Here is a 21,328-nt window from a genome sequence, read left to right on the forward strand (position 1 = left end):
TTTAATCAGTGGCGACCGAACGCAGGGCGTTTACGGTCAAAGGTCCAGCCGGGGATAAGGTACTGCATCGGGCCTGCATCATTACGTGCGCCGCCAGGCAGTTTCTTATACGCCTCATGCGCTTTGTGGATCTGATCCCAGTCAAGCTCCACGCCAAGCCCCGGTGCGTCAGGAACGGCAATCTTGCCGTTTTTAATTTCGAGTGGATTTTTGGTCAGGCGCGCTTCGCCTTCCTGCCAGATCCAGTGGGTGTCGATAGCCGTCGGCGTGCCCGGAGCGGCGGCACCGACGTGGGTAAACATCGCCAGCGAAATATCAAAGTGGTTGTTGGAGTGGCAACCCCAGGTTAAGCCCCAGTCATCGCACAGCTGCGCCACGCGTACCGCGCCGGAAAGGGTCCAGAAGTGCGGATCCGCCAGCGGAATATCCACCGAGTTCAGCATCACCGCATGGCCCATCTCGCGCCAGTTGGTGGCAATCATGTTGGTTGCCACCGGCAGGCCCGTGGCGCGGCGGAACTCTGCCATCACCTCACGGCCGGAGAAGCCCTGCTCAGCGCCACAGGGATCTTCGGCGTAGGTCAGCACATCGCCCAGGCCTTTGCACAGGGCGATGGCTTCATCCAGCAGCCACGCGCCGTTGGGGTCCACGGTGATGCGGGCATCCGGGAAGCGTTTTTTCAGGGCGCGGGCGCTGTCGATCTCCTGCTCGCCCGGCAGTACGCCGCCTTTCAGTTTGAAATCTTTAAAGCCGTAGCGATCCTGCGCCGCTTCCGCCAGGCGGACCACCGCCTCGCTGGTGAGCGCCTCCTGATGGCGCAGGTGATACCACTCGTGGTTGCCCGGTGAACGCTCCAGATAAGGCAGATCGGTTTTGTTGCGATCCCCCAGGTAGAAGAGGTAGCCCAGCACGGTGACCGCATCGCGCTGTTTACCGGGACCCAGCAGTTCACATACCGGCACGTTCAGCGCTTTGCCGAGAAGATCCAGCAGCGCCGCTTCCAGCGCCGCCACCGCATTGACCCGCAGTTCAAATGTCCAGGCGCCTTTGCCGAAGGTATCGAAGTCGGCAGACTGGTTGCCCTTGTGCACGCGCTGTACCACTTTGTTCAGCCGCGCCACCTCCTGACCGACCACCTGCGGGATGGCATCCACCAGCGTCTGGTAGATCACCTCGCCGCCGGGGGCTTCCCCTACGCCGGTATTCCCGGCGTTATCGGTCAGCACCACGATGTTGCGGGTAAACCAGGCGTTATGTGCGCCGCCGATGTTCAGCAGCATGCTGTCCTGGCCGGCGACCGGAATAACCTTCATTTCAGTGACGATAGGGCTGGATTGCATACTCATCATGAACGCTCCGCAACAGGTTTCAGCTCGATACGTTTGATATCACCCACCAGCACCAGGTAGCTCAGCACCGCTACCAGGGCATGGATCCCGACGTAAATCAGCGCCCCGTTGAACGAGCCGGTAGTGCCGACGATGTAGCCGATGGCAATCGGGGTGACGATCCCGGAGATGTTGCCGAACATATTGAACAGACCACCGCTCAGGCCGCTGATCTCTTTCGGCGCGGTATCTGCCATCACCGCCCAGCCCAGCGCACCGATACCTTTACCGAAGAACGCCATCGCCATAAAGCCGATAATCATCCACTCGGCGTCAACGTAGTTACACACCACCATCGACATGGAGAGCAGCATCCCCAGCACGATTGGCGTTTTACGGGCGATATTCAGGGAACCCGTGCGACGCATCAGCCAGTCGGAAATTACCCCGCCCAGCACGCCGCCGACAAAGCCGCAGATCGCCGGAACAGAGGCCACAAACCCGGCTTTCAGAATCGACATGCCGCGTGCCTGCACCAGATAGACCGGGAACCAGGTAATAAAGAAGTAGGTTAAGGCGTTGATGCAGTACTGGCCGAGGTAAATCCCCACCATCATGCGGGAGCCCACCAGCTGTTTGATCTGGCCCCATTTCTGGCTGCACGGCACTTTCTCTTTGTTTTTCGCCTGATCCATGTTGATCAGCGCGCCGCCTTCGGCGATGTAGTCCAGCTCTTTCTGGTTTACGCCCGGATGCTGGTTCGGCTCGTGGATCACTTTCAGCCAGACAAAGCTGATCAGAATACCCAGACCGCCCATGAAGAAGAACACGTGTGACCAGCCCACCTCGTGAGTCAGCCAGCCCATGATTGGGGCGAAGATGACGGTGGCGAAGTATTGCGCGGAGTTAAAAATGGAGACCGCCGTTCCCCTCTCCTGGGCCGGGAACCAGGCCGCCACTATGCGGCTGTTGCCCGGGAAGGATGGCGCTTCTGCCAGACCCACCAGGAAGCGCAGAGTAAAGAGCGCGACGATAATGCCAAAGCCGTTGAAGATATCGACAAAGCCCTGTAACAGGGTGAACAGGGACCAGATGAAGATGGACCAGAAGTAGACACGTTTAGAGCCGAAGCGGTCAAGCAGCCAACCGCCGGGGATTTGGCCAATAACATAGGCCCATGAAAATGCAGAGAAAACATACCCCATACCGACCGGATCCAGACCGATATCTTTTGCCATCTCTGAACCGGCAATCGACAGCGTGGCGCGGTCGCCATAGTTGAAGGATGTGACGATAAACAGCATCACCACTATCCAGTAGCGGGCATTGGTACGCTTTTCAGCGCTGCTCGCCGCTTGGCTTAATGAACTCATTCTTGCACTCCTGAATCATAGCGTTTTCGCTACGTTCATTCTGAACAGCTCAACCGTAGGGTAATCAGAATGACGTGTATGTGTTTTTTGCAGTTCAAACGTGAGGTCGTTTCGCCTTACTGACTGCATTTTTATTAACTGGCGAAAAAAGTATAAGAAAGGATCCAGGTAGCCCTCACCGTGCAACGCCACAACATTGGGACCATCCTGTGCGGTTGTTTGTGGCAAAAGCCTAACTCAATGGAAGGTAGTTCACGGAAACGTGGCTGAGTGAGAAAACAGCAGAAGAGAAAGAGAAGAGTGTGAATCAGGTCGCTTGACGCGGTGGAATGCCCTCCCGCGGCCGGGAGGGAAAGGATTTAGCCGAGAAGCGTGCCCCAGTGTTCAACCCAGGGATTGGATTCGCTCTCCGGCTCGGGATGTTCAGAGGCATCAATCATCAGCATCTCACCGACGCGCTGCGCGCTTTGCTCCTGCAATAGCGCATCGAACTGCTTACCGCCGCCGCAGAAGTTCGCGTACGTGCTGTCACCGAGCGCAATAATGCCGTAGCGCATTTCCGGCTGGTAACCCAGCTTATCCTTGATCCCCTGAAACAGCGGAACGATGCTGTCCGGCAGATCGCCCTGCCCGGTTGTCGAGGTGACCACCAGCGCATACTGACCCTGATATTTTTCCCAGTCGGCCAGATCGGGATCTTCATAGACCGTGGCTTTATGGCCCATTCCCGCGAGAATCGCTTCGGCCTCTTCAGCCACCAGCAGCGAATTGCCGTACATCGTGCCGACAAAAATTCCGATTACCGCCATGTTTTACTCCCTGATTAGACGCAATTAACGATCATCCTGAACGCTGGCAACGTCAAACTCAACCCTTTCATTTTCGGGGAGTTGTCCGCGCCATCCAAACTGTGACAGCGCCTGCATCCACACCTCGTCCAGCCCGGCCCGGATCGTCAGCGGCTCACCGGTAAAGGGATGGATAAGCTGCAGCTGGCTGGCGTGTAACATCAGCCGGTTGCAGCCAAAATGCTCCGCTGCGCTGCGGTTCTGGCGTAGATCGCCGTGCTTGCTGTCGCCGATGATCGGGTGGCGCAGATGCGCCAGATGGCGTCGCAGCTGGTGCTTACGCCCGGTTTTCGGCTCGAGTTCGATCAGACTATAGCGCGTGGTGGGAAACTTACTGGTGGCAACCGGCATTTCAGTGGTCGCCATCCCGCGATAGTCAGTCACCGCCGGCTGCGGGCCCTTGTCGTCGCGGGCATACTTATCGGCGATTTTATCCAGCTCTTCCGTCAGGGGATAATCGAGGGTTGCGGCTTCTGTGAGCCAGCCGCGGACAATCGCGTGGTAGCGCTTCTGGATCTGATGCTGCTCGAACTGCTGCGACAGACGTCGTCCGGCTTCACTGGAGAGCCCCATCAGCAGAACGCCGGAAGTCGGTCTGTCGAGACGATGTGCCGTAAAGACATGCTGACCGATCTGGTCGCGCACCGTCTGCATGACGACGACTTTCTCATCCCGATCCAGCCAGCTGCGGTGTACCAGCCAGCCCGAAGGTTTATTGACGGCCACCAGCCACTCATCCTGATAGAGGATCTCGATCATGCGTCGTCGCCAAAGAGCGTATCCAGCGCCAGCAGTGCTGTGAGCACCGCGTCACGAGAAGGATGGGCGGCGTCCAGCGCCATTTCATAATAGGGCGCCACGGCAAAGCTCTGGGGCAGCGGATGACCGCTATCCAGCAGGGCGTGCATGCGGGGGATGAGCACCCATTGCAGCCACTCAAACGGCTCCAGGGTATCCATGCAGAAAGGTTGCGTACTTTCAAACGCGTCAGGCTGCGGCGCCGTCTCCTGCCACAGCTGATGCTCGCGCAGTAAAGCTTCGATAGCGTGCAGTTGCGCGCGCACGTTGTCGTGATGGGTCATGAAAACCTCAACTGAAAATGTGAACGACGCGCAGCATAGCAAAGAGCACGCAGAAATAAAAAAAGGGAGCACTGTTTACACAGTGCTCCCGGTTCGTTTCGCAGCAATCCAGCTACTTTTGGTGCTCCCTGCTCATCCGTGACAACTTTTCCTCTGACCCGAAGGTCTGGTCTTCCCTTGACCGCTGCATCCTGCGCACATCGTCCTGATGTGACTGCTTCATCCTGAAACGTCCTGGCCTTCCTGACCCACCGGACATCCTTACCGGCTCTCATTCTCCGTCCTGGAGGTGTCCTTCAACGCGTCCTGCGTTATCCTCTTGCTTCTTCCTGAAGCCTTCCCTGTAACGCCTTCCTGACGTGTCCTTGATAAGAAACGTCATCATCCTGATGTTCGTCTCTTGTGTCGGCTTCCTGTCGACGGACATAGAATCCCTTATTCCGCTTCGTCTTACAAGGCAGTGCGTAAGCCAGATTAAAGAGTCGGCTTATCTGTAAGACAGGATTTAATCGTTCAACTTATTGATTAAATTAACCTTTAATAGAAGCTTAACAGAGTGTGCATACAGGTCATGACGCCGATCTCTCACAAACTCTGTAAGAGATCTCTCACAAGCGCACTAGTATTCAGGATTACACAACGGGATGAAGATGATTGAGGAAATCCGCAAGGGAATCGGAGAGGAGCTGACGTTTTTGCGTGCCCAGCGTCTCTTTAATGACGTTGCCTGTGAGATTACAGACGGAGATAACGTCCATTTCACTGTCGAGCGTGGCGATAAACAGCGTTGGCGATAGCTTCAGACGCTTCTGGGTCACCAGGTGCCCAATCAGATTCTCCTGTACGCGCAGCAGGTCCTCTTCACTCCAGGTTTGCAGCAGCGTCAGCGCTTCATTAGCAAAGCGAGCAGACATATCCCCGGCGAACTGAGTGGTATAGAACGCGTGGACCGCTGGTTGTACCACAATGTCCATGGCGCGTTCAATGGCATTTACATTCTGCTCAGCGGTAAACGGCTGCGGCTGCCAGGTTACCCTATCTGCGGAAGAGGTAATAATGCAGGGTGAAGGCACGCCGTACAGCTCTTCGCTTTGCGGCCATGACTCTTTCTGTTCATGCCATGCGTCACAATAACGCGTGGTAAATGCAGTTAACGCAGCAGCAGTCTCTTTATCCACCGGTTTCTCTCTTCATATAAGCCAGGATACACTCAGCCCCATAGTTTACCTTTAAAGTGACAACGAAACATGTCTTACGAAAATCATGACGCCTTATCGGGCCTGACGCTGGGCAAAAGCACAGCCTACCGCGACATCTACGATGCCAGCCTGTTACAGGGCGTGCCGCGCAGTCTCAACCGCGATCCGCTGGGTCTGAAGGCCGATGCCCTGCCCTTCCACGGCGGCGATATCTGGACGCTGTATGAACTCTCCTGGCTGAACGCCCGCGGGCTGCCGCAGGTGGCGGTCGGTCACGTTGAGCTGGATCACGCCAGCGTGAATCTGGTGGAGTCTAAAAGTTTTAAGCTCTACCTCAACAGCTTTAACCAGACGCGTTTCGACAGTTGGGAAGCGGTGCAACGCACGCTGGAACGCGACTTAAGCGCCTGCGCCCAGGGCAAGGTCACCGTGGCGCTCTACCGGATTGATGAGCTGGAAGGTCAGCCCATCGCCCACTTCCACGGCACCTGCATCGACGATCAGGATATTGAGATCGACAACTACGCGTTTGACGCCGCCTGGCTGGAAAATGCCGCCAGCGGCAAAGTGGTGGAAGAGACGCTGGTCAGCCACCTGCTGAAATCCAACTGCCTGATTACCCACCAGCCTGACTGGGGCTCCGTGCAGATTAAGTATCGCGGCGCGAAAATCGACCGTGAAAAGCTGCTGCGCTATCTGGTCTCTTTCCGTAATCATAACGAGTTTCACGAGCAGTGCGTTGAGCGCATCTTCAACGACATTCTCCATTTCTGCCAGCCAGAGGCGCTGAGCGTCTATGCCCGCTATACCCGACGCGGCGGGCTGGATATCAATCCGTGGCGCAGCAACACCGATTTCGTTCCGGCGATTGGCCGGTTAGTGCGTCAGTAAAATAAATAAATTCACAATATGCGCGGTCTGTTCCGCGCTTTAGGTTGTGAAACGTCATAAGCCAGGGCTATTGTAATCAACAGGGAAAGACGATAAACGTCCCGTAAGGAGCTCACTTGATTACACATATTAGCCCGCTTGGCTCAATGGATATGTTGTCGCAGCTGGAAGTGGACATGCTCAAGAGCACGGCCAGCAGCGATCTCTATCAACTGTTTCGCAACTGTTCGCTTGCCGTTCTGAACTCCGGTAGCCTCACTGACAACAGCAAAGAGTTGCTGTCCCGCTTTGAAAGCTTTGATATCAACGTCCTGCGTCGCGAACGCGGCGTGAAGCTGGAGCTGATTAATCCACCTGAAGATGCCTTCGTGGACGGACGCATTATTCGTGCGCTGCAGGCCAACCTGTTTGCCGTCCTGCGCGATATCCTGTTCGTGAATGGTCAGATCAGTAACGCCGGTCGTTTCCAGCATCTGAACCTGGAGAGCTCGGTCCATATCACTAACCTGGTGTTCTCTATTCTGCGTAACGCCCGCGCCCTGCACGTGGGCGAAGCCCCGAGCATGGTGGTGTGCTGGGGTGGACACTCCATCAACGAAACCGAATATCTCTACGCCCGTCGCGTGGGTACCCAGCTGGGTCTGCGCGAGCTGAACATCTGCACAGGCTGCGGCCCGGGTGCGATGGAAGCGCCCATGAAAGGTGCTGCCGTGGGCCATGCGCAGCAGCGCTACAAAGAGGGGCGCTTCATCGGCATGACCGAGCCGTCGATCATCGCCGCAGAGCCGCCTAACCCGCTGGTTAACGAACTGATCATCATGCCGGACATCGAGAAGCGTCTGGAGGCGTTTGTCCGCATCGCTCACGGGATTATCATCTTCCCGGGCGGCGTGGGTACGGCAGAAGAGTTGCTCTATCTGCTGGGCATTCTGATGCACCCGGCTAACCAGGATCAGGTCCTGCCGCTGATCCTCACCGGGCCGAAAGAGAGCGCTGACTACTTCCGCGTGCTGGATGAGTTCATCGTGCATACGCTCGGCGAGACGGCGCGTCGTCACTACCGCATTATCATTGACGATGCCGCAGAAGTGGCTCGCCTGATGAAAAAGGCGATGCCGCTGGTTAAAGAGAACCGCCGCGATACCGGGGATGCCTACAGCTTTAACTGGTCAATTCGCATTGCGCCGGATCTACAGATCCCGTTTGAGCCGTCCCATGAAAATATGGCAAACCTGAAACTGTATCCGGATCAGCCTGTTGAGACGCTGGCCGCCGACCTGCGCCGCGCCTTCTCGGGCATTGTGGCGGGTAACGTGAAAGAGGTGGGTATCCAGGCCATTGAAGAGTTTGGTCCGTATAAGATCCATGGCGACCGCGAAATGATGCGCCGCATGGACGATCTGCTGCAGGGCTTTGTCGCCCAGCACCGTATGAAACTCCCCGGCACTGCCTATATCCCCTGCTACGAGATTTGCGCATAACCTCTGTGTCCGGCAGCCTGCCGGACGCCTTCTCACTCGCCTGACCGCCGGGAATGGTTATAGCCGCCCGGCTTTTTTATTGCGTTCAGTAACATGGCCTGCGTTGTAACATCATCGTTACTTATATTTCCGTTATTTCATAACATAACGCAAACGATTACGTGGTTTTACAGAGCGTGATAAATTACCCCTAAACACCATAAAGCATTAAAAAATGCTCTAAACAGGCGCTTTTACAGCGTATGCCTCCTATCTTACAGGGCTGTCTGGTACGCCACATATCGTTGATGGTAGCCTTCGCGCCCAGAAATTCGTCGTGATGATTTATTAGCAGATAAATGGTCTAAAGATACCCACCTCAAAAGTAGATTATTGCATTTGAGATCGGGATCACTGATAGATCCATTACGAAAATGTATCTTTCCGCCCGCTGATAGTTACGGAGAAAAATCATATAAAAACCGTCACTGAGCGAATTTCATATTACGTTTAGCTCTTTTTGCATCGAATTTGACCAGAAACCTGACATTAGCTACTCCTGGAGACACAGATGGAAACCACTCAAACCAGCACCGTTGCTTCGATTGAAACCCGAAGCGGATGGCGTAAAACCGATACCATGTGGATGCTTGGCCTGTACGGCACGGCAATCGGCGCTGGTGTTCTCTTCCTGCCTATTAACGCGGGTGTTGGCGGCTTGATTCCGCTGATCATCATGGCAATCATTGCGTTCCCGATGACCTACTTCGCACACCGCGGCCTGACCCGTTTTGTGCTGTCCGGTAAAAACCCGGGTGAAGACATCACCGAAGTGGTTGAAGAGCATTTCGGCATTGGCGCAGGTAAGCTGATTACCCTGCTCTACTTCTTCGCAATTTACCCAATCCTGCTGGTGTATAGCGTGGCGATCACCAACACCGTTGACAGCTTCATGACCCACCAGCTGGGCATGACGCCGCCACCGCGCGCCATTCTTTCGCTGATCCTGATTGTCGGCATGATGACTATCGTGCGCTTCGGTGAGCAGATGATTGTTAAAGCGATGAGCGTGCTGGTGTTCCCGTTCGTTATTGCCCTGATGGTGCTGGCCTGCTACCTGATCCCACAGTGGAACGGCGCGGCGCTGGAAACCCTCTCCCTGAGCAGCGCGTCTGCTACCGGTAACGGCCTGTGGATGACCCTGTGGCTGGCAATCCCGGTAATGGTCTTCTCATTCAACCACTCCCCGATCATCTCCTCCTTCGCGGTAGCGAAGCGTGAAGAGTACGGTCAGGGTGCCGAGAAGAAGTGCTCCAGCATCCTGGCTCGCGCTCACGTGATGATGGTGCTGACCGTTATGTTCTTCGTCTTCAGCTGCGTACTGAGCCTCTCCCCGGCGGATCTGGCGGCGGCAAAAGAGCAGAACATCTCGATTCTGTCTTACCTGGCAAACCACTTTAATGCACCGGTTATTGCCTGGATGGCGCCAATCATCGCGATTATCGCTATCACCAAATCCTTCCTCGGCCACTACCTGGGCGCACGTGAAGGCTTTAACGGCATGGTGATTAAATCTCTGCGCGGCAAAGGCAAGAGCATTGAAATCAACAAGCTGAACAAGATCACTGCCCTGTTCATGCTACTGACCACCTGGGCGGTTGCGACCCTGAACCCGAGCATCCTCGGCATGATCGAAACCCTGGGCGGCCCGGTTATCGCGATGATCCTGTTCCTGATGCCGATGTACGCGATTCAGAAAGTGCCAGCGATGCGTAAATACAGCGGCCATATCAGCAACGTCTTCGTTGTGATTATGGGTCTGATTGCTATCTCCGCTATCTTCTTCTCGCTGTTCGCTTAATTCCTCCCGCGCCGTCTTCGGACGGCGCACTCTTCTCCTCTGACGTAAAGCAACGGACGCATCATGATTAGCGTTTTCGATATTTTTAAAATTGGTATTGGTCCTTCCAGTTCGCACACCGTCGGGCCAATGAAAGCGGGTAAACAGTTCACGGACGATCTTATTGCGCGCGGAATGCTGCACGACACCACCCGCGTGGTTGTGGATGTCTATGGCTCACTGTCGCTGACCGGCAAAGGTCACCATACCGATATCGCCATCATTATGGGCCTGGCGGGCAACCTGCCGGATAGCGTTGATATTGACGCCATCCCGACCTTTATCCAGGACGTAAACACCCACGGCCGCCTGCTGCTGGCCAAGGGTGAACATGAAGTCGAGTTCCCGGTTGATCGCTGCATGAATTTCCATGCCGACAACCTGTCGCTGCACGAAAACGGCATGCGGATCACCGCCCTCGCAGGCGACAAGGCCATTTACAGCCAAACCTATTACTCCATCGGCGGCGGTTTTATCGTCGACGAAGACCATTTTGGGCAGCAGGACAGCGCGCCTGTCGCGGTCCCTTATCCGTATAAATCGGCAGCCGACCTTCAGCGTCATTGCCATGAGAGTGGTCTGTCACTCTCCGGCCTGATGATGCAAAACGAGCTGGCATTGCACAGCAAAGCAGAGCTGGAGCAGCACTTTGCCAGCGTCTGGGAAGTGATGCGCGGCGGTATCGAACGCGGTATCACTACCGAAGGCGTTCTGCCGGGCAAACTGCGCGTCCCGCGCCGTGCTGCGGCCCTGCGCCGGATGCTGGTCAGCAGCGACAAAACCACCAGCGATCCGATGGCGGTCGTTGACTGGATCAACATGTTCGCGCTGGCGGTGAACGAAGAGAACGCCGCGGGTGGCCGCGTGGTCACGGCCCCGACCAACGGTGCCTGCGGTATCGTTCCTGCGGTGCTGGCCTATTACGACAAATTCATCCGTGAAGTGAACGCCAACTCGCTGGCCCGCTATCTGCTGGTCACCAGCGCCATTGGCTCGCTGTATAAGATGAACGCTTCGATCTCGGGCGCGGAAGTGGGCTGCCAGGGTGAAGTGGGCGTGGCCTGCTCCATGGCGGCGGCGGGTCTGGCAGAGCTGCTGGGCGGTAGCCCGGCTCAGGTCTGCATCGCGGCAGAAATCGGCATGGAGCATAACTTGGGTCTGACCTGCGATCCGGTTGCCGGCCAGGTGCAGGTGCCCTGTATCGAACGTAACGCGATTGCCTCCGTGAAGGCGGTTAACGCCGCACGTATGGCGCTACGCCGCACCAGCGAGCCGCGCGTCTGCCTCGATAAAGTGATCGAAACCATGTATGAAACCGGGAAAGACATGAACGCCAAATACCGCGAAACCTCTCGCGGTGGCCTGGCGATGAAGATTGTCACCTGCGACTAAGCCTGAAAAAGGAGCCTTGTTTTGCGAGGCTCCTTCCCGTTCTTCCCGCCTCTCGTAGTTTCATTCCGCCGACGGTGTTACCCTTAATCCACTGGATATAAGAGGGATTATCTGTGGCTGTTCATTTACTTATTGTCGACGCGCTGAACCTTATCCGCCGTATTCACGCGGTACAGGGTACGCCCTGCAAGGATACCTGCCTGAATGCGCTGGAGCAGCTGATTCGCCACAGCCAGCCCAGCCATGTGGTCGCCGTGTTTGATGATGAGGCGCGTAACAGCGGCTGGCGCCATCAGCGTCTGCCGGATTACAAAGCCGGACGTGCGCCGATGCCGGACGATCTGCACGCCGAAATGCCAATGATACGCGCCGCCTTTGAGCAGCGCGGCGTGCCCTGCTGGGGCGCTCAGGGCAACGAAGCCGACGATCTCGCTGCCACTCTGGCGGTTAAGATCGCCAGCGCCGGCCATCAGGCCACTATTGTCTCGACGGACAAAGGCTACTGCCAGCTGCTTTCCCCCACCATCCGCATCCGCGACTATTTCCAGAAACGCTGGCTTGATGCCCCCTTTATTGCCGCTGAGTTTGGCGTATCGCCCCAGCAGCTGCCGGATTACTGGGGGCTCGCGGGGATCAGCAGTTCAAAAGTGCCGGGCGTGGCGGGCATTGGCCCGAAAAGCGCGGCTCAGTTGCTGACAGACTTTCAGGATCTGGAAGGGATTTACGCGCGTCTGGATGAGGTGCCGGAAAAATGGCGTAAAAAACTGGAGGCCCACAAAGAGATGGCCTTTATCTGCCGGGACGTGGCGCGATTGCAAACGGATTTACAGCTAGACGGGAATTTGCAGCAGCTACGGTTAGATCGAGTATGAATGTTTGCCCGGTGGCGCTACGCTTACCGGTCCTGGGGGGACGAGTGTTGTTGTAGGCCCGGTAAGCGCAGCGCCACCGGGCGTTATATACGTTATCGCTCGTCGCGACGTCCACCTACGGCAGCCCACCAGCGGCGCACGTGCACCGTCACCTCTTCGCGGTCATGGTACAGCTGACGCGCCTGGATCTCGGCATTAATGCCATGCTCCTGAAGTTGGGTCTGAATGTACGCCAGGTTCTGGGAAACCTCTTCGTAGCGTTTTTTCATCGGCAGCTTGAGGTTGAAGATCGCCTCGCGGCACCAGCCGTTGACCAGCCAGGTCGCCATCAGCGCCGCCACTTTCGCCGGTTTCTCAACCATGTCGCACACCAGCCAGGTGATGTTATTGCGGTTCGGACGATAGCGGAAACCGTCTTCACGCAGCCAGGTCACCTGCCCGGTATCCATCAGGCTTTGCGCAATCGGGCCGTTATCAATGGAGTAGACCCACATGTTGCGTTTCACCAGCTGATAGGTCCAGCCGCCCGGACAGGCCCCCAGATCCACCGCATACATGCCGTTTGCCAGACGCTCATCCCACTCGTCGGCCGGAATGAAGATATGGAACGCCTCTTCCAGCTTGAGGGTGGAACGGCTCGGCGCATCGGAAGGGAACTTAAGGCGCGGGATCCCCATATAAAACGGCGAGTTGTTAGTCGTATAAGAATACCCGGTGTAGCAACAGCCCGGGGCGATAAAGAAGACATGCACCACCGGACGCTTTGGCGTCTCGTAGTTGGTCAGTACGCCGCTGTCACGCAGCGCAGCGCGCAGCGGCACGGTGAATTTACGGCAGAACTTCATCAGCTCTTTGCTTTCGTTGGTGTCTGCAACCTCAACGCGCAGTTCACCGCCCTTCTCCACCACGCCCTGAAGCATACCGGCGATAGGGGTAATGCGATCTTCTGGCGGCAGATCCTGCAGCAGCTCGCTGGCGACAAACATCTGGCGGGCAAAAATCAGCGAGCTGAACGGCAGGTCGCGAACCAGTTTATCCGCGTCTTCTGGCTGATAGCATTCGAAAACAACATAGCCCGCATTCTCTTTAACACGAGCAAAACCAAAGACTTCACGCTTCGCGGCTTTATCAGTAATTTCCGCGGCACACTCTTTTTCAAAGCCCGGGCGACAATATAAGACAACTTTATTCATGAACAACGCCCTTGCGTTTCAGACGGAACGAACCGATTAACATTAATACCCACCCGACCAGGAAGCTGACGCCACCTACCGGGGTAACAAACGCCCACAGGCGTAAATGCGACAGCGCAAGGCAGTAGAGGCTACCGCTGAACAACACGGTACCCAGCGCCATAAATACGCTGCTCCAGTAAAACCAGATGCTGATGCGACGCTGCATCGCCACCGCCAGTCCGAAGATCGCCAGGGTATGAAACGCCTGATATTCCAGACCGGTGTGGATCCAGCCCATCTCGACCACACCCAATGATTTACGTAATACATGTGCGCCAAAGGCGCCCAGCGCAACAAAAATAAAGCCACTCACCGCGGCAAAAATCAGCATAAAACGGCTGGTCATGTTTTTGTCCTGAAGTTATGCGCGTCCTGCGCGCAAAAGAATTTACTCGTACCTGAAGCGGAATTTTTCTTGCTCGTTGGCCGCCTTTGCCAGGATCCACTGGCGAAACGCGGCTATTTTACCCAGTTCTGCCTGACTGTCATGACAAACCAGATAAAATGCGTTCTTGCTGACCAAAACATCATTAAAGGGGCAAACCAGGCGGCCTGCCTCAATCTCGGACTGCGCCATCACGTTGTTGGCCAACGCTACGCCCTGTCCGTGGATGGCAGCCTGTAACACCATCGCGCTATGGCTGAAGATGGGGCCCTGCTGCACATTTATATGGTTAAGACCGAGCTGGCGGGTATAAGTTTGCCAGTCGCGGCGAGAAGCATCGTGTAAAAGCGTGTGCTGCGCCAGATTCTCCGGCGCTTTTAACGCTTTTTCGCCTGTTAAGAGTAGTGGCGAGCAGACCGGCAGCAAATATTCTGCGTACAATTTTTCGACACGCAGGCCTGGCCAGTTACCGCGGCCATAAAAAATCGCGACGTCGACATCGTCTGCCAGCTTGTCTTCCTGACGGTCGACCGCCTGGATTCGAACGTCGATTCCCGGATAAGCTGAGTTAAAGCTGGAGAGCCTCGGCACCAGCCACTGAATGGCAAAACTGGGCAAAAGGCTGACCGTCAGGGCCCCTTTCGCACTCCGCGCCTGTAGCTTACGGGTGGCCTCGGTGAGCTGAGAAAATATCTCTTTAATATCCTGAAAATAGCTCTGCCCCTCTTCCGTCAGAAGCAGGGAACGGTTGCGGCGGCGGAACAGCTTGAGGCCCAGAAAATCCTCGAGGGACTTGATTTGATGACTTACTGCGGCCTGAGTCACAAAAAGCTCATCGGCCGCGCGGGTGAAGCTTAAATGGCGCGCGGCAGCATCAAATACACGTAATGCATTAAGTGGTGGTAATCGCTTGGACATGGTTATCTGGCTTAGATGTTAACGGCTTTTAACAAACAGGAAACAACGTTTAACCTATTAGTTTTTTTTATCTGAGCCATTATAAATTGTCCGTTGAGGAACTACCAGCAAATACCTATAGTGGCGGCACTTCCTGAGCCGGAACGAAAAGCTTTTTTTGGAATGCGTGTTCTGATGGGCTTTTGGCTTACGGTTGTGATGTTGTGTTGTTGTGTTTGCAATTGGTCTGCGATTCAGACCACGGTAGGAAAACTACCACCTTTTCACTTCCTGTACATTTACCCTGTCTGTCCATAGTGATTAATGTAGCACCGCCCAATTGCGGTGCTTTTTTTTGTCTGCTGTATCCTTACTTGTTCAGCTCAACCATCTCTTTCACATCACTGCGGTTGATCTGCTGTTTGTTCCCGTTCGCATCCTTATACGAGATCATACCGGTATCATTATCTGTCTGCGGCTTACCTTCTGACACGATGGAGCGGCCGTCATTGGTGTGCATCACGTAGTTATTACCAGAACAGGCGCTCAGGGCAAAAGTAAGCATACAGGCAGAGGCAATTGCGATAGTCTTTTTCATTTTCTTCTCCTTTAGCAATAAATGCTATTCAAAGCGTGTTTTATAACAGGCTAAAACATTCTCCAGACACACTTTCAGCATAACCTGCTTCGTCTGTTGCGCCAGGATTAACAGACAATTCCGATAGAGATCAACCTCCTTGCCCTGCCGGGGAAATTGCGCGACGATCTGATCATCACGAAGAGGAATTCCATGAACGCATTCAGCCCTGCCCATTTTCGCGCGCAGTTTCCGGCGCTGGCCGATGCTGGCGTCTATCTCGATAGCGCCGCAACCGCCCTCAAGCCTCAGGCGGTTATCGAGGCTACCCACCAGTTTTACAGCCTGAGCGCGGGCAACGTGCATCGCAGCCAGTTTGCCGAGGCGCAACGCTTAACCGCGCGCTACGAAGCGGCGCGGGATCAGGTCGCCCGTCTGCTCAATGCCGAAAGCGGTAAAAACATTGTCTGGACGCGCGGGACAACCGAAGCCATCAACATGGTGGCGCAATGCTACGCCCGCCCGCGCCTGCAGCCGGGGGATGAGATTATCGTCAGCGAGGCGGAGCATCACGCTAACCTCGTGCCCTGGCTGATGGTTGCCGAACAGACCGGCGCGAAGGTGGTGAAGCTCCCCCTGGGCGCTGATTTGTTGGCAGATGTCGCCCGCCTGCCTGAATTTATCACCCCGCGCAGTCGCATCCTCGCGCTGGGGCAGATGTCCAACGTGACCGGCGGCTGCCCGGATCTCGCCCGCGCTATCAGCCTCGCCCATGCCAGCGGGATGGTGGTGGTGGTGGATGGCGCGCAGGGGGTAGTGCATTTCCCGGCGGATGTTCAGCAGCTGGATATCGACTTCTATGCTTTCTCCGGACACAAACTGTACGGCCCGACCGGAATCGGCGCGCTGTATGGCAAAGCGGCGCTGCTGGAAGAGATGACCCCGTGGCTCGGCGGCGGCAAGATGATCACCGAGGTGACCTTCGACGGCTTCAAAACTCAGGAAGTGCCCTATCGTCTTGAAGCCGGGACGCCAAACGTCGCGGGGGTCATTGGCCTGAGCGCGGCCCTGGAGTGGCTGGCGGATATCGACCTGCAGCAGGCGGAGAGCTGGAGTCGCGGGCTGGCGACGCTGGCAGAAGAGGCGCTGAAACAACGCCCCGGTTTTCGCTCATTCCGCGTGCAGGATTCGAGCCTGCTGGCGTTCGATTTTGCCGGCGTCCATCACAGCGACATGGTGACGCTGCTGGCGGAGTACGGCATCGCCCTGCGCGCCGGTCAGCACTGCGCCCAGCCGCTGCTGGCGGCGCTGGGCGTTAACGGCACGCTGCGCGCCTCGTTTGCCCCCTATAACACCCAAAGCGATGTCGACGCGCTGGTTGCCGCCGTCGATCGCGCCCTTGCTTTACTGGTGGATTAATGACAAGCCCAACTCTGGCCGGACACCCGTTCGGCACCGTCATCACTGAAGAGACGTTAAAACAGACCTTCGCCCCGCTAAACCAGTGGGAAGATAAATATCGCCAGCTGATCCTGTTGGGCAAACAGCTGCCTGCGCTGTCCGATGAGCTTAAGGCCCAGGCGAAAGAGATCCCCGGCTGTGAGAACCGCGTCTGGCTTGGGGTCACGCGTATTGGGGATAAGCTGCATTTTTATGGCGACAGCGAAGGACGTATTGTTCGCGGCTTGCTGGCCGTGCTGCTGACGGCCATCGAGGGGAAAAGCGCCGCACAGATCCTGGGCGAAAATCCGCTGGACCTGTTTGATGCACTGGGGCTTCGCGGCCAGCTCAGCGCCTCGCGCAGCCAGGGGCTGACTGCGCTCAGTGAAGCGGTGCTGGAGGCGGCGCGTCAGGCCTGACGTTCCGCCTTCGCCATCATCTTTTTCAGGGCATGAGACACGGCGATAAAACCAAAGCTCGCGGTCACCATGGTGGCCGCGCCAAACCCGGAGGCACAGTCCATCCGTTTTGGCCCTTCTGCGGTACTCTTCATGGCACACACCGAACCGTCCGCCTGCGGGTAGACCAGCGCTTCCGTTGAAAAGACGCAGTCGATGCCCAGCTTGCCTTTACTGTTTTTCACCACGCCAAAATCGCTTTTCAGGCGCTCGCGCAGCTTAGCCGCCAGCGGATCCTGAATGGTTTTCGCCAGGTCAGTCACCTGGATCTGCGTCGGGTCAATCTGCCCGCCCGCTCCGCCGGTGGTCACCAGCGGCACTTTATTGCGACGACACCAGGCGATGAGGGCCGCTTTCGGGCGTACGCTGTCGATGGCGTCAATCACGTAGCTGTAGCCGGCGCCCATGTATTGCGCCACGTTATCGGCAGTCACGAAATCATCAATCACGGTGACGCGACATTCCGGGTTGATCTGGCGAATGCGCTCCGCCATCACCTCTGACTTTGCCAGCCCGACGCTGTCGCGCAGGGCGTGGATCTGCCGGTTGGTGTTGGTGACGCAGACATCATCCATGTCGATTAGCGTAATGGCGCCGATCCCGGTTCGTGCCAGCGCTTCCGCCGCCCATGAACCCACGCCGCCAATACCGACCACGCAGATGTGTGCATCGGCAAACAGCTGCAGGGCTTTTTCACCATATAAACGCGCGGTGCCACCAAAACGCTGGCGCCAGGCTTCGCTCATTACCACAGACATAAGACCTCAGATGTAAAAAGGGTGAGAGTTGCCCCTCACCCCGGAAAACATAGCGTCAATATTACCACACTCAGCCGCTAAACACGTTGCCCGCGCCTGCTGCGGATTTCAGCACCCATACGCGTCCGTAATGGTTATACCAGCCTGCACGGTGGCCGGCATCGGCACCAATGCCCTGATAAATATCGAAGTGCTGGCCTTTAATCGCGCCGCCAACGTCCAGCGCCACCATCAGACGCAGCTCGTACTGGCCGCTGAACTTGCCTTCATTATTCAGCAACGGGACTTCGGCCAGCAGCGTGGTGCCCGGCGGGATCACCGTCTTGTCTGAAGCCACCGACGCACGGCCAATCAGCGGTACCGCGCTGGCCCCTTTCACCGGCGCAAAGTTTTGCGGTTTAAAGAAGACAAACGACGGGTTCTGCTCCAGCAGCTCGCGCACCTCATATTCGCTGTGCTTCTCGCCCCACTCGCGGATCGCCTGCATCGACATATCTTCGCGTTTCACTTCCCCGCGATCGATCAGCACCTTACCGATACTGCGATACGCATGGCCGTTCTTGCCGGAGTAGCTAAAGAAGTTAAGCGGGCTGCCGTCACCAAAATCGATATAGCCGCTGCCCTGCACGTCCATGATGAAGTTATCCATCAGCGAGTTGCTGTAGGCGAGGACATAGTTGTCGCTCAGCGCACCCGAGTAGATTTCGGCGCGGGACGGCAGGCGGCCGCGTTTTGGCGGCATGCGGTAGATAGGATACTTGAACTCACCCTGTGCGGTATGGCGCGCCTGCACCACCGGGGTGTAGTAGCCGGTAAACTGGACGTTACCGTAGTTGTCGGTGCCTTCCATCTGCCAGGCGTCGATACCGTACTGGCGCATGGTGCGGGTATCGCCCCCGGCACGTAACCAGTCCTGCACGGCGTTATAGACGGCGTTCTGCGAGCCATACAGCCGCGGCGACGCGGTGCGGATCTGGTTTACCTGCTCCGCGAAGTCTCCGCCATTAATAGGCGCGCCCACGGCGTCCGGCTGGTTCACTAAAGAGAAAGGCTGGGTCAGTTTCCCGTCTTTATATTGCTGACCGCGATCGGTCGGTTTGGAGGAACAGGCAGCCAGAATAGCTACCATCGCGCCCGTCATCAGATACTTCGCCCAATGTCCTTTCATATATCCCATCTATAAGTTGCCCGATTCTGCGCAACGAAGATAACAAACCGGCAGGGGTATTGAAATGCGATTACCTTCCCCCACGCAAATTTTGCGCAAAAAACAGTCTAACTGTCGTTATTGCGGGCAACACAACGCCTAATTTGGTGATTTTTACGAAAAAGGGTTGCAACAAAAAGTCAGCAGAGTATAGTGCGCTTCCACGGACGCGGGGTGGAGCAGCCTGGTAGCTCGTCGGGCTCATAACCCGAAGGTCGTCGGTTCAAATCCGGCCCCCGCAACCAATTAAAATTTGATGAAGTATCTTCTGCAAAGCAGAAAGACGGACGCGGGGTGGAGCAGCCTGGTAGCTCGTCGGGCTCATAACCCGAAGGTCGTCGGTTCAAATCCGGCCCCCGCAACCAATCAAATTTAAAGAAGTACAAGCAGTACGGTGCCGCGGGGTGGAGCAGCCTGGTAGCTCGTCGGGCTCATAACCCGAAGGTCGTCGGTTCAAATCCGGCCCCCGCAACCAACACTTCTAAAAACAATAAACACCCTTTCGGGTGTTTTTTTGTTTTTGTCGCCAGCCCACCCGTAGGCCCGCGCAAGCGCAGCGCCGCCGGGCTATGGTGAGGTTATCCGCGTCTTGCCAGCGTCGCCCCATCCGAGAAGTAAGCCTTAATCCCTGACAGTATCGACTCTGCCACTTCCTGCTGGAACTTCGCCGTCTTGAGTTTGCGCTCCTCTTCCACGTTACTGATAAACGCGGTTTCCACCAGAATCGACGGAATATCCGGCGCTTTTAACACCGCAAAACCGGCCTGCTCAACGCTGTTCTTATGCAGCTTGTTCACATTGCCGAGCTTACCCAACACCGCTTTGCCAAACTTCAGACTGTCGGTAATGGTCAGCGACTGCACCATATCGAACATGGTGTGGTCGACGTAGCGATCCCCGCTCTTTCCCACCCCACCGATAAGGTCGGAGGCGTTCTGGGTATCAGCAAGATAGCGTGCGGCGGTACTGGTCGCCCCTTTTGTGGAGAGGGCAAACACCGATGAACCGCTCGGCTGACGACTGGTAAAGGCGTCCGCATGAATGGAGACGAACAGATCCGCGCGCTGCTTTTGCGCCTTCGCGACCCGCACCTTCAGTGGAATAAAGACATCTTCGTTACGCGTCATGTACGCGCGCATATTGCCTTCCCGGTCGATCAGGGCCTTCAGGCGACGGGCGATCTGCAGCACCACGTCTTTTTCCCGCGTCCGGTATTTGCCTACCGCGCCGGAGTCCTCTCCGCCGTGCCCAGGATCGAGCATGATCACAATCGGGCGATCGCGCCCGGCTTTGCCCGGCTGCGGGCCGCTTTGCGCTGGCGGCACCTGTTTTTCGAGATCGCCTTTATTGTAATCTTCCAGCAGGGCCAGCAACGGATCCTGAATATCGGTCGCGTTGGCAGGATAGAGATCCATCACCAGACGCTCTTTAAAGCCCGCCACCGGTGCCAGGGCAAACAGCTGCGGTTTCACGTTCTGCTTAAGTTCAAACACCATGCGCACGGTTTTCGGATCAAACTGCCCGACCCGCGCGGACTTGATAAAAGGATCGTCGCCGCGGATCTGGGCGCTCATCCCCTTCAGCACCGAGTTAAGATTTACGCCTTCGATATCCACCACCACCCGTTCCGGGTTGCTCAGAGCGAATTGCTTATAATTCAACACCCGGTTCGACTCGACCGTCACGCGTGTATAGGTCGACGATGGCCAGACACGCACCGCGATGACCTGACTGACGGCGGCAAGTCCTACCTGACTGACGCTAAGCAACCACATTGCTCCGGCCCCTTGTAACAGGCGGCGACGACTTAATGCTTTACTGGATCCCGACATGCTTCTCCCGAGCAAAGATATCGAATAACTTTTCATAACGTCCAAATTGACCAAAAACTTTAGCGAATGATGCATAACCTGTCATCCATAAAAGGGTAAACAATCATGCGTTAACGATAACTTCGCTGAATCTTTTCTTTGCTTCGCAGGAAATTTTGGCTTGCGCGCAAGGGCATATTCGAATAAAAATACAA

Annotated in this window: 20 protein-coding genes and 3 tRNA genes; 10 read left to right on the forward strand and 13 right to left on the reverse strand. The window is 56.2% G+C overall.

The window, feature by feature from the left end; genetic code table 11:
* Positions 1-5 precede the first annotated feature (5 nt).
* From FHN83_RS06710 to syd, 6 genes are all read right to left on the reverse strand, one after another.
* The gene (locus tag FHN83_RS06710) at positions 6-1,346 is read right to left on the reverse strand and encodes an enolase C-terminal domain-like protein (protein WP_039030113.1); all 1,341 of its coding nucleotides are present in this window, start codon (positions 1,344-1,346) and stop codon (positions 6-8) included.
* Positions 1,346-2,701: an MFS transporter gene (locus tag FHN83_RS06715; protein WP_139563533.1), complete on the reverse strand. Its 1,356-nt coding sequence runs from the start codon at positions 2,699-2,701 to the stop codon at positions 1,346-1,348. Before FHN83_RS06715 ends, FHN83_RS06710 begins: the two co-directional genes overlap by 1 nt.
* A 359-nt stretch (positions 2,702-3,060) precedes the next feature.
* The gene (locus FHN83_RS06725; protein WP_039029928.1) at positions 3,061-3,510 is read right to left on the reverse strand and encodes a flavodoxin; all 450 of its coding nucleotides are present in this window, start codon (positions 3,508-3,510) and stop codon (positions 3,061-3,063) included.
* Between the two features lie 24 nt (positions 3,511-3,534).
* Positions 3,535-4,308: a tRNA pseudouridine(65) synthase TruC gene (truC, locus tag FHN83_RS06730; RefSeq protein ID WP_138370543.1), complete on the reverse strand. Its 774-nt coding sequence runs from the start codon at positions 4,306-4,308 to the stop codon at positions 3,535-3,537.
* Entirely contained in the window at positions 4,305-4,631 is a 327-nt protein-coding gene (locus tag FHN83_RS06735; RefSeq protein WP_039029926.1) for a YqcC family protein, read from the reverse strand. The genes truC and FHN83_RS06735 overlap by 4 nt, the downstream gene beginning before the upstream one ends.
* A 632-nt stretch (positions 4,632-5,263) precedes the next feature.
* Positions 5,264-5,809: a SecY-interacting protein gene (syd, locus tag FHN83_RS06740; RefSeq protein ID WP_138370542.1), complete on the reverse strand. Its 546-nt coding sequence runs from the start codon at positions 5,807-5,809 to the stop codon at positions 5,264-5,266.
* A gap of 69 nt (positions 5,810-5,878) precedes the next feature.
* Here syd and queF point away from each other — a divergent pair, with 69 nt between their 5' ends.
* The 5 genes from queF to xni all read left to right on the forward strand — a co-directional run bounded on the left by queF (position 5,879) and on the right by xni (position 12,345).
* Complete coding sequence (gene queF, locus FHN83_RS06745; RefSeq protein ID WP_138370541.1) at positions 5,879-6,721, forward strand: NADPH-dependent 7-cyano-7-deazaguanine reductase QueF; 843 nt, start codon at positions 5,879-5,881, stop codon at positions 6,719-6,721.
* 116 nt (positions 6,722-6,837) lie between these two features.
* Complete coding sequence (gene ppnN, locus FHN83_RS06750) at positions 6,838-8,202, forward strand: nucleotide 5'-monophosphate nucleosidase PpnN (protein WP_039029923.1); 1,365 nt, start codon at positions 6,838-6,840, stop codon at positions 8,200-8,202.
* A 550-nt stretch (positions 8,203-8,752) separates the two neighbouring features.
* Positions 8,753-10,042, forward strand: a complete 1,290-nt coding sequence (locus FHN83_RS06755; protein WP_039029922.1) for an HAAAP family serine/threonine permease — start codon at positions 8,753-8,755, stop codon at positions 10,040-10,042.
* 63 nt (positions 10,043-10,105) lie between these two features.
* Positions 10,106-11,473, forward strand: a complete 1,368-nt coding sequence (locus FHN83_RS06760) for an L-serine ammonia-lyase (RefSeq protein ID WP_139563534.1) — start codon at positions 10,106-10,108, stop codon at positions 11,471-11,473.
* A 113-nt stretch (positions 11,474-11,586) separates the two neighbouring features.
* The gene (gene xni, locus FHN83_RS06765; RefSeq protein ID WP_139563535.1) at positions 11,587-12,345 is read left to right on the forward strand and encodes a flap endonuclease Xni; all 759 of its coding nucleotides are present in this window, start codon (positions 11,587-11,589) and stop codon (positions 12,343-12,345) included.
* Positions 12,346-12,437: 92 nt separating this feature from the next.
* Here xni and rlmM read toward each other — a convergent pair whose 3' ends face one another.
* From rlmM to FHN83_RS06785, 4 genes are all read right to left on the reverse strand, one after another.
* A complete protein-coding gene (rlmM, locus tag FHN83_RS06770) occupies positions 12,438-13,538 on the reverse strand; it encodes a 23S rRNA (cytidine(2498)-2'-O)-methyltransferase RlmM (RefSeq protein WP_039029919.1) in 1,101 nt (366 codons plus the stop codon).
* The gene (locus tag FHN83_RS06775) at positions 13,531-13,926 is read right to left on the reverse strand and encodes a DUF423 domain-containing protein (protein WP_039029918.1); all 396 of its coding nucleotides are present in this window, start codon (positions 13,924-13,926) and stop codon (positions 13,531-13,533) included. Before FHN83_RS06775 ends, rlmM begins: the two co-directional genes overlap by 8 nt.
* A 42-nt stretch (positions 13,927-13,968) precedes the next feature.
* The gene (gene gcvA / locus FHN83_RS06780) at positions 13,969-14,883 is read right to left on the reverse strand and encodes a glycine cleavage system transcriptional regulator GcvA (RefSeq protein WP_039029917.1); all 915 of its coding nucleotides are present in this window, start codon (positions 14,881-14,883) and stop codon (positions 13,969-13,971) included.
* Between the two features lie 349 nt (positions 14,884-15,232).
* Positions 15,233-15,460, reverse strand: coding sequence for a YgdI/YgdR family lipoprotein (locus FHN83_RS06785; RefSeq protein ID WP_039029916.1), 228 nt, complete (start codon positions 15,458-15,460; stop codon positions 15,233-15,235).
* 192 nt (positions 15,461-15,652) lie between these two features.
* On the opposite strand from FHN83_RS06785, the gene csdA reads away from it, so the two are divergent.
* Together csdA and csdE are read left to right on the forward strand one after the other, a co-directional pair.
* Positions 15,653-16,858: a cysteine desulfurase CsdA gene (csdA, locus tag FHN83_RS06790; RefSeq protein WP_039029914.1), complete on the forward strand. Its 1,206-nt coding sequence runs from the start codon at positions 15,653-15,655 to the stop codon at positions 16,856-16,858.
* Positions 16,858-17,298, forward strand: coding sequence for a cysteine desulfurase sulfur acceptor subunit CsdE (gene csdE, locus FHN83_RS06795; protein WP_138370539.1), 441 nt, complete (start codon positions 16,858-16,860; stop codon positions 17,296-17,298). Before csdA ends, csdE begins: the two co-directional genes overlap by 1 nt.
* On the opposite strand, the gene tcdA is transcribed toward csdE, so the two are convergent.
* The gene (gene tcdA, locus FHN83_RS06800) at positions 17,289-18,095 is read right to left on the reverse strand and encodes a tRNA cyclic N6-threonylcarbamoyladenosine(37) synthase TcdA (RefSeq protein WP_039029912.1); all 807 of its coding nucleotides are present in this window, start codon (positions 18,093-18,095) and stop codon (positions 17,289-17,291) included. The two genes, csdE and tcdA, sit on opposite strands and share 10 nt — an antisense overlap.
* 70 nt (positions 18,096-18,165) lie before the next feature.
* Positions 18,166-19,263 (reverse strand): murein transglycosylase A, encoded by a 1,098-nt coding sequence (mltA, locus tag FHN83_RS06805; RefSeq protein WP_039029911.1) that lies wholly within the window; start codon positions 19,261-19,263, stop codon positions 18,166-18,168.
* 207 nt (positions 19,264-19,470) lie between these two features.
* Between mltA and FHN83_RS06810 the strand changes: the two genes are divergently transcribed.
* The 3 genes from FHN83_RS06810 (at position 19,471) to FHN83_RS06820 (ending at position 19,777) form a co-directional block, all read left to right on the forward strand.
* A tRNA-Met gene (locus tag FHN83_RS06810) sits at positions 19,471-19,547 on the forward strand.
* Positions 19,548-19,590: 43 nt separating this feature from the next.
* Positions 19,591-19,667 (forward strand) — tRNA-Met (locus FHN83_RS06815).
* 33 nt (positions 19,668-19,700) lie between these two features.
* Positions 19,701-19,777 (forward strand) — tRNA-Met (locus FHN83_RS06820).
* 103 nt (positions 19,778-19,880) lie between these two features.
* Here FHN83_RS06820 and amiC read toward each other — a convergent pair.
* Positions 19,881-21,134, reverse strand: a complete 1,254-nt coding sequence (gene amiC, locus FHN83_RS06825; protein ID WP_139563536.1) for an N-acetylmuramoyl-L-alanine amidase AmiC — start codon at positions 21,132-21,134, stop codon at positions 19,881-19,883.
* Positions 21,135-21,328 lie beyond the last annotated feature (194 nt).

Origin of the sequence: Leclercia adecarboxylata, from assembly GCF_006171285.1 — a bacterium.
GTDB lineage: Bacteria > Pseudomonadota > Gammaproteobacteria > Enterobacterales > Enterobacteriaceae > Enterobacter > Enterobacter barmai.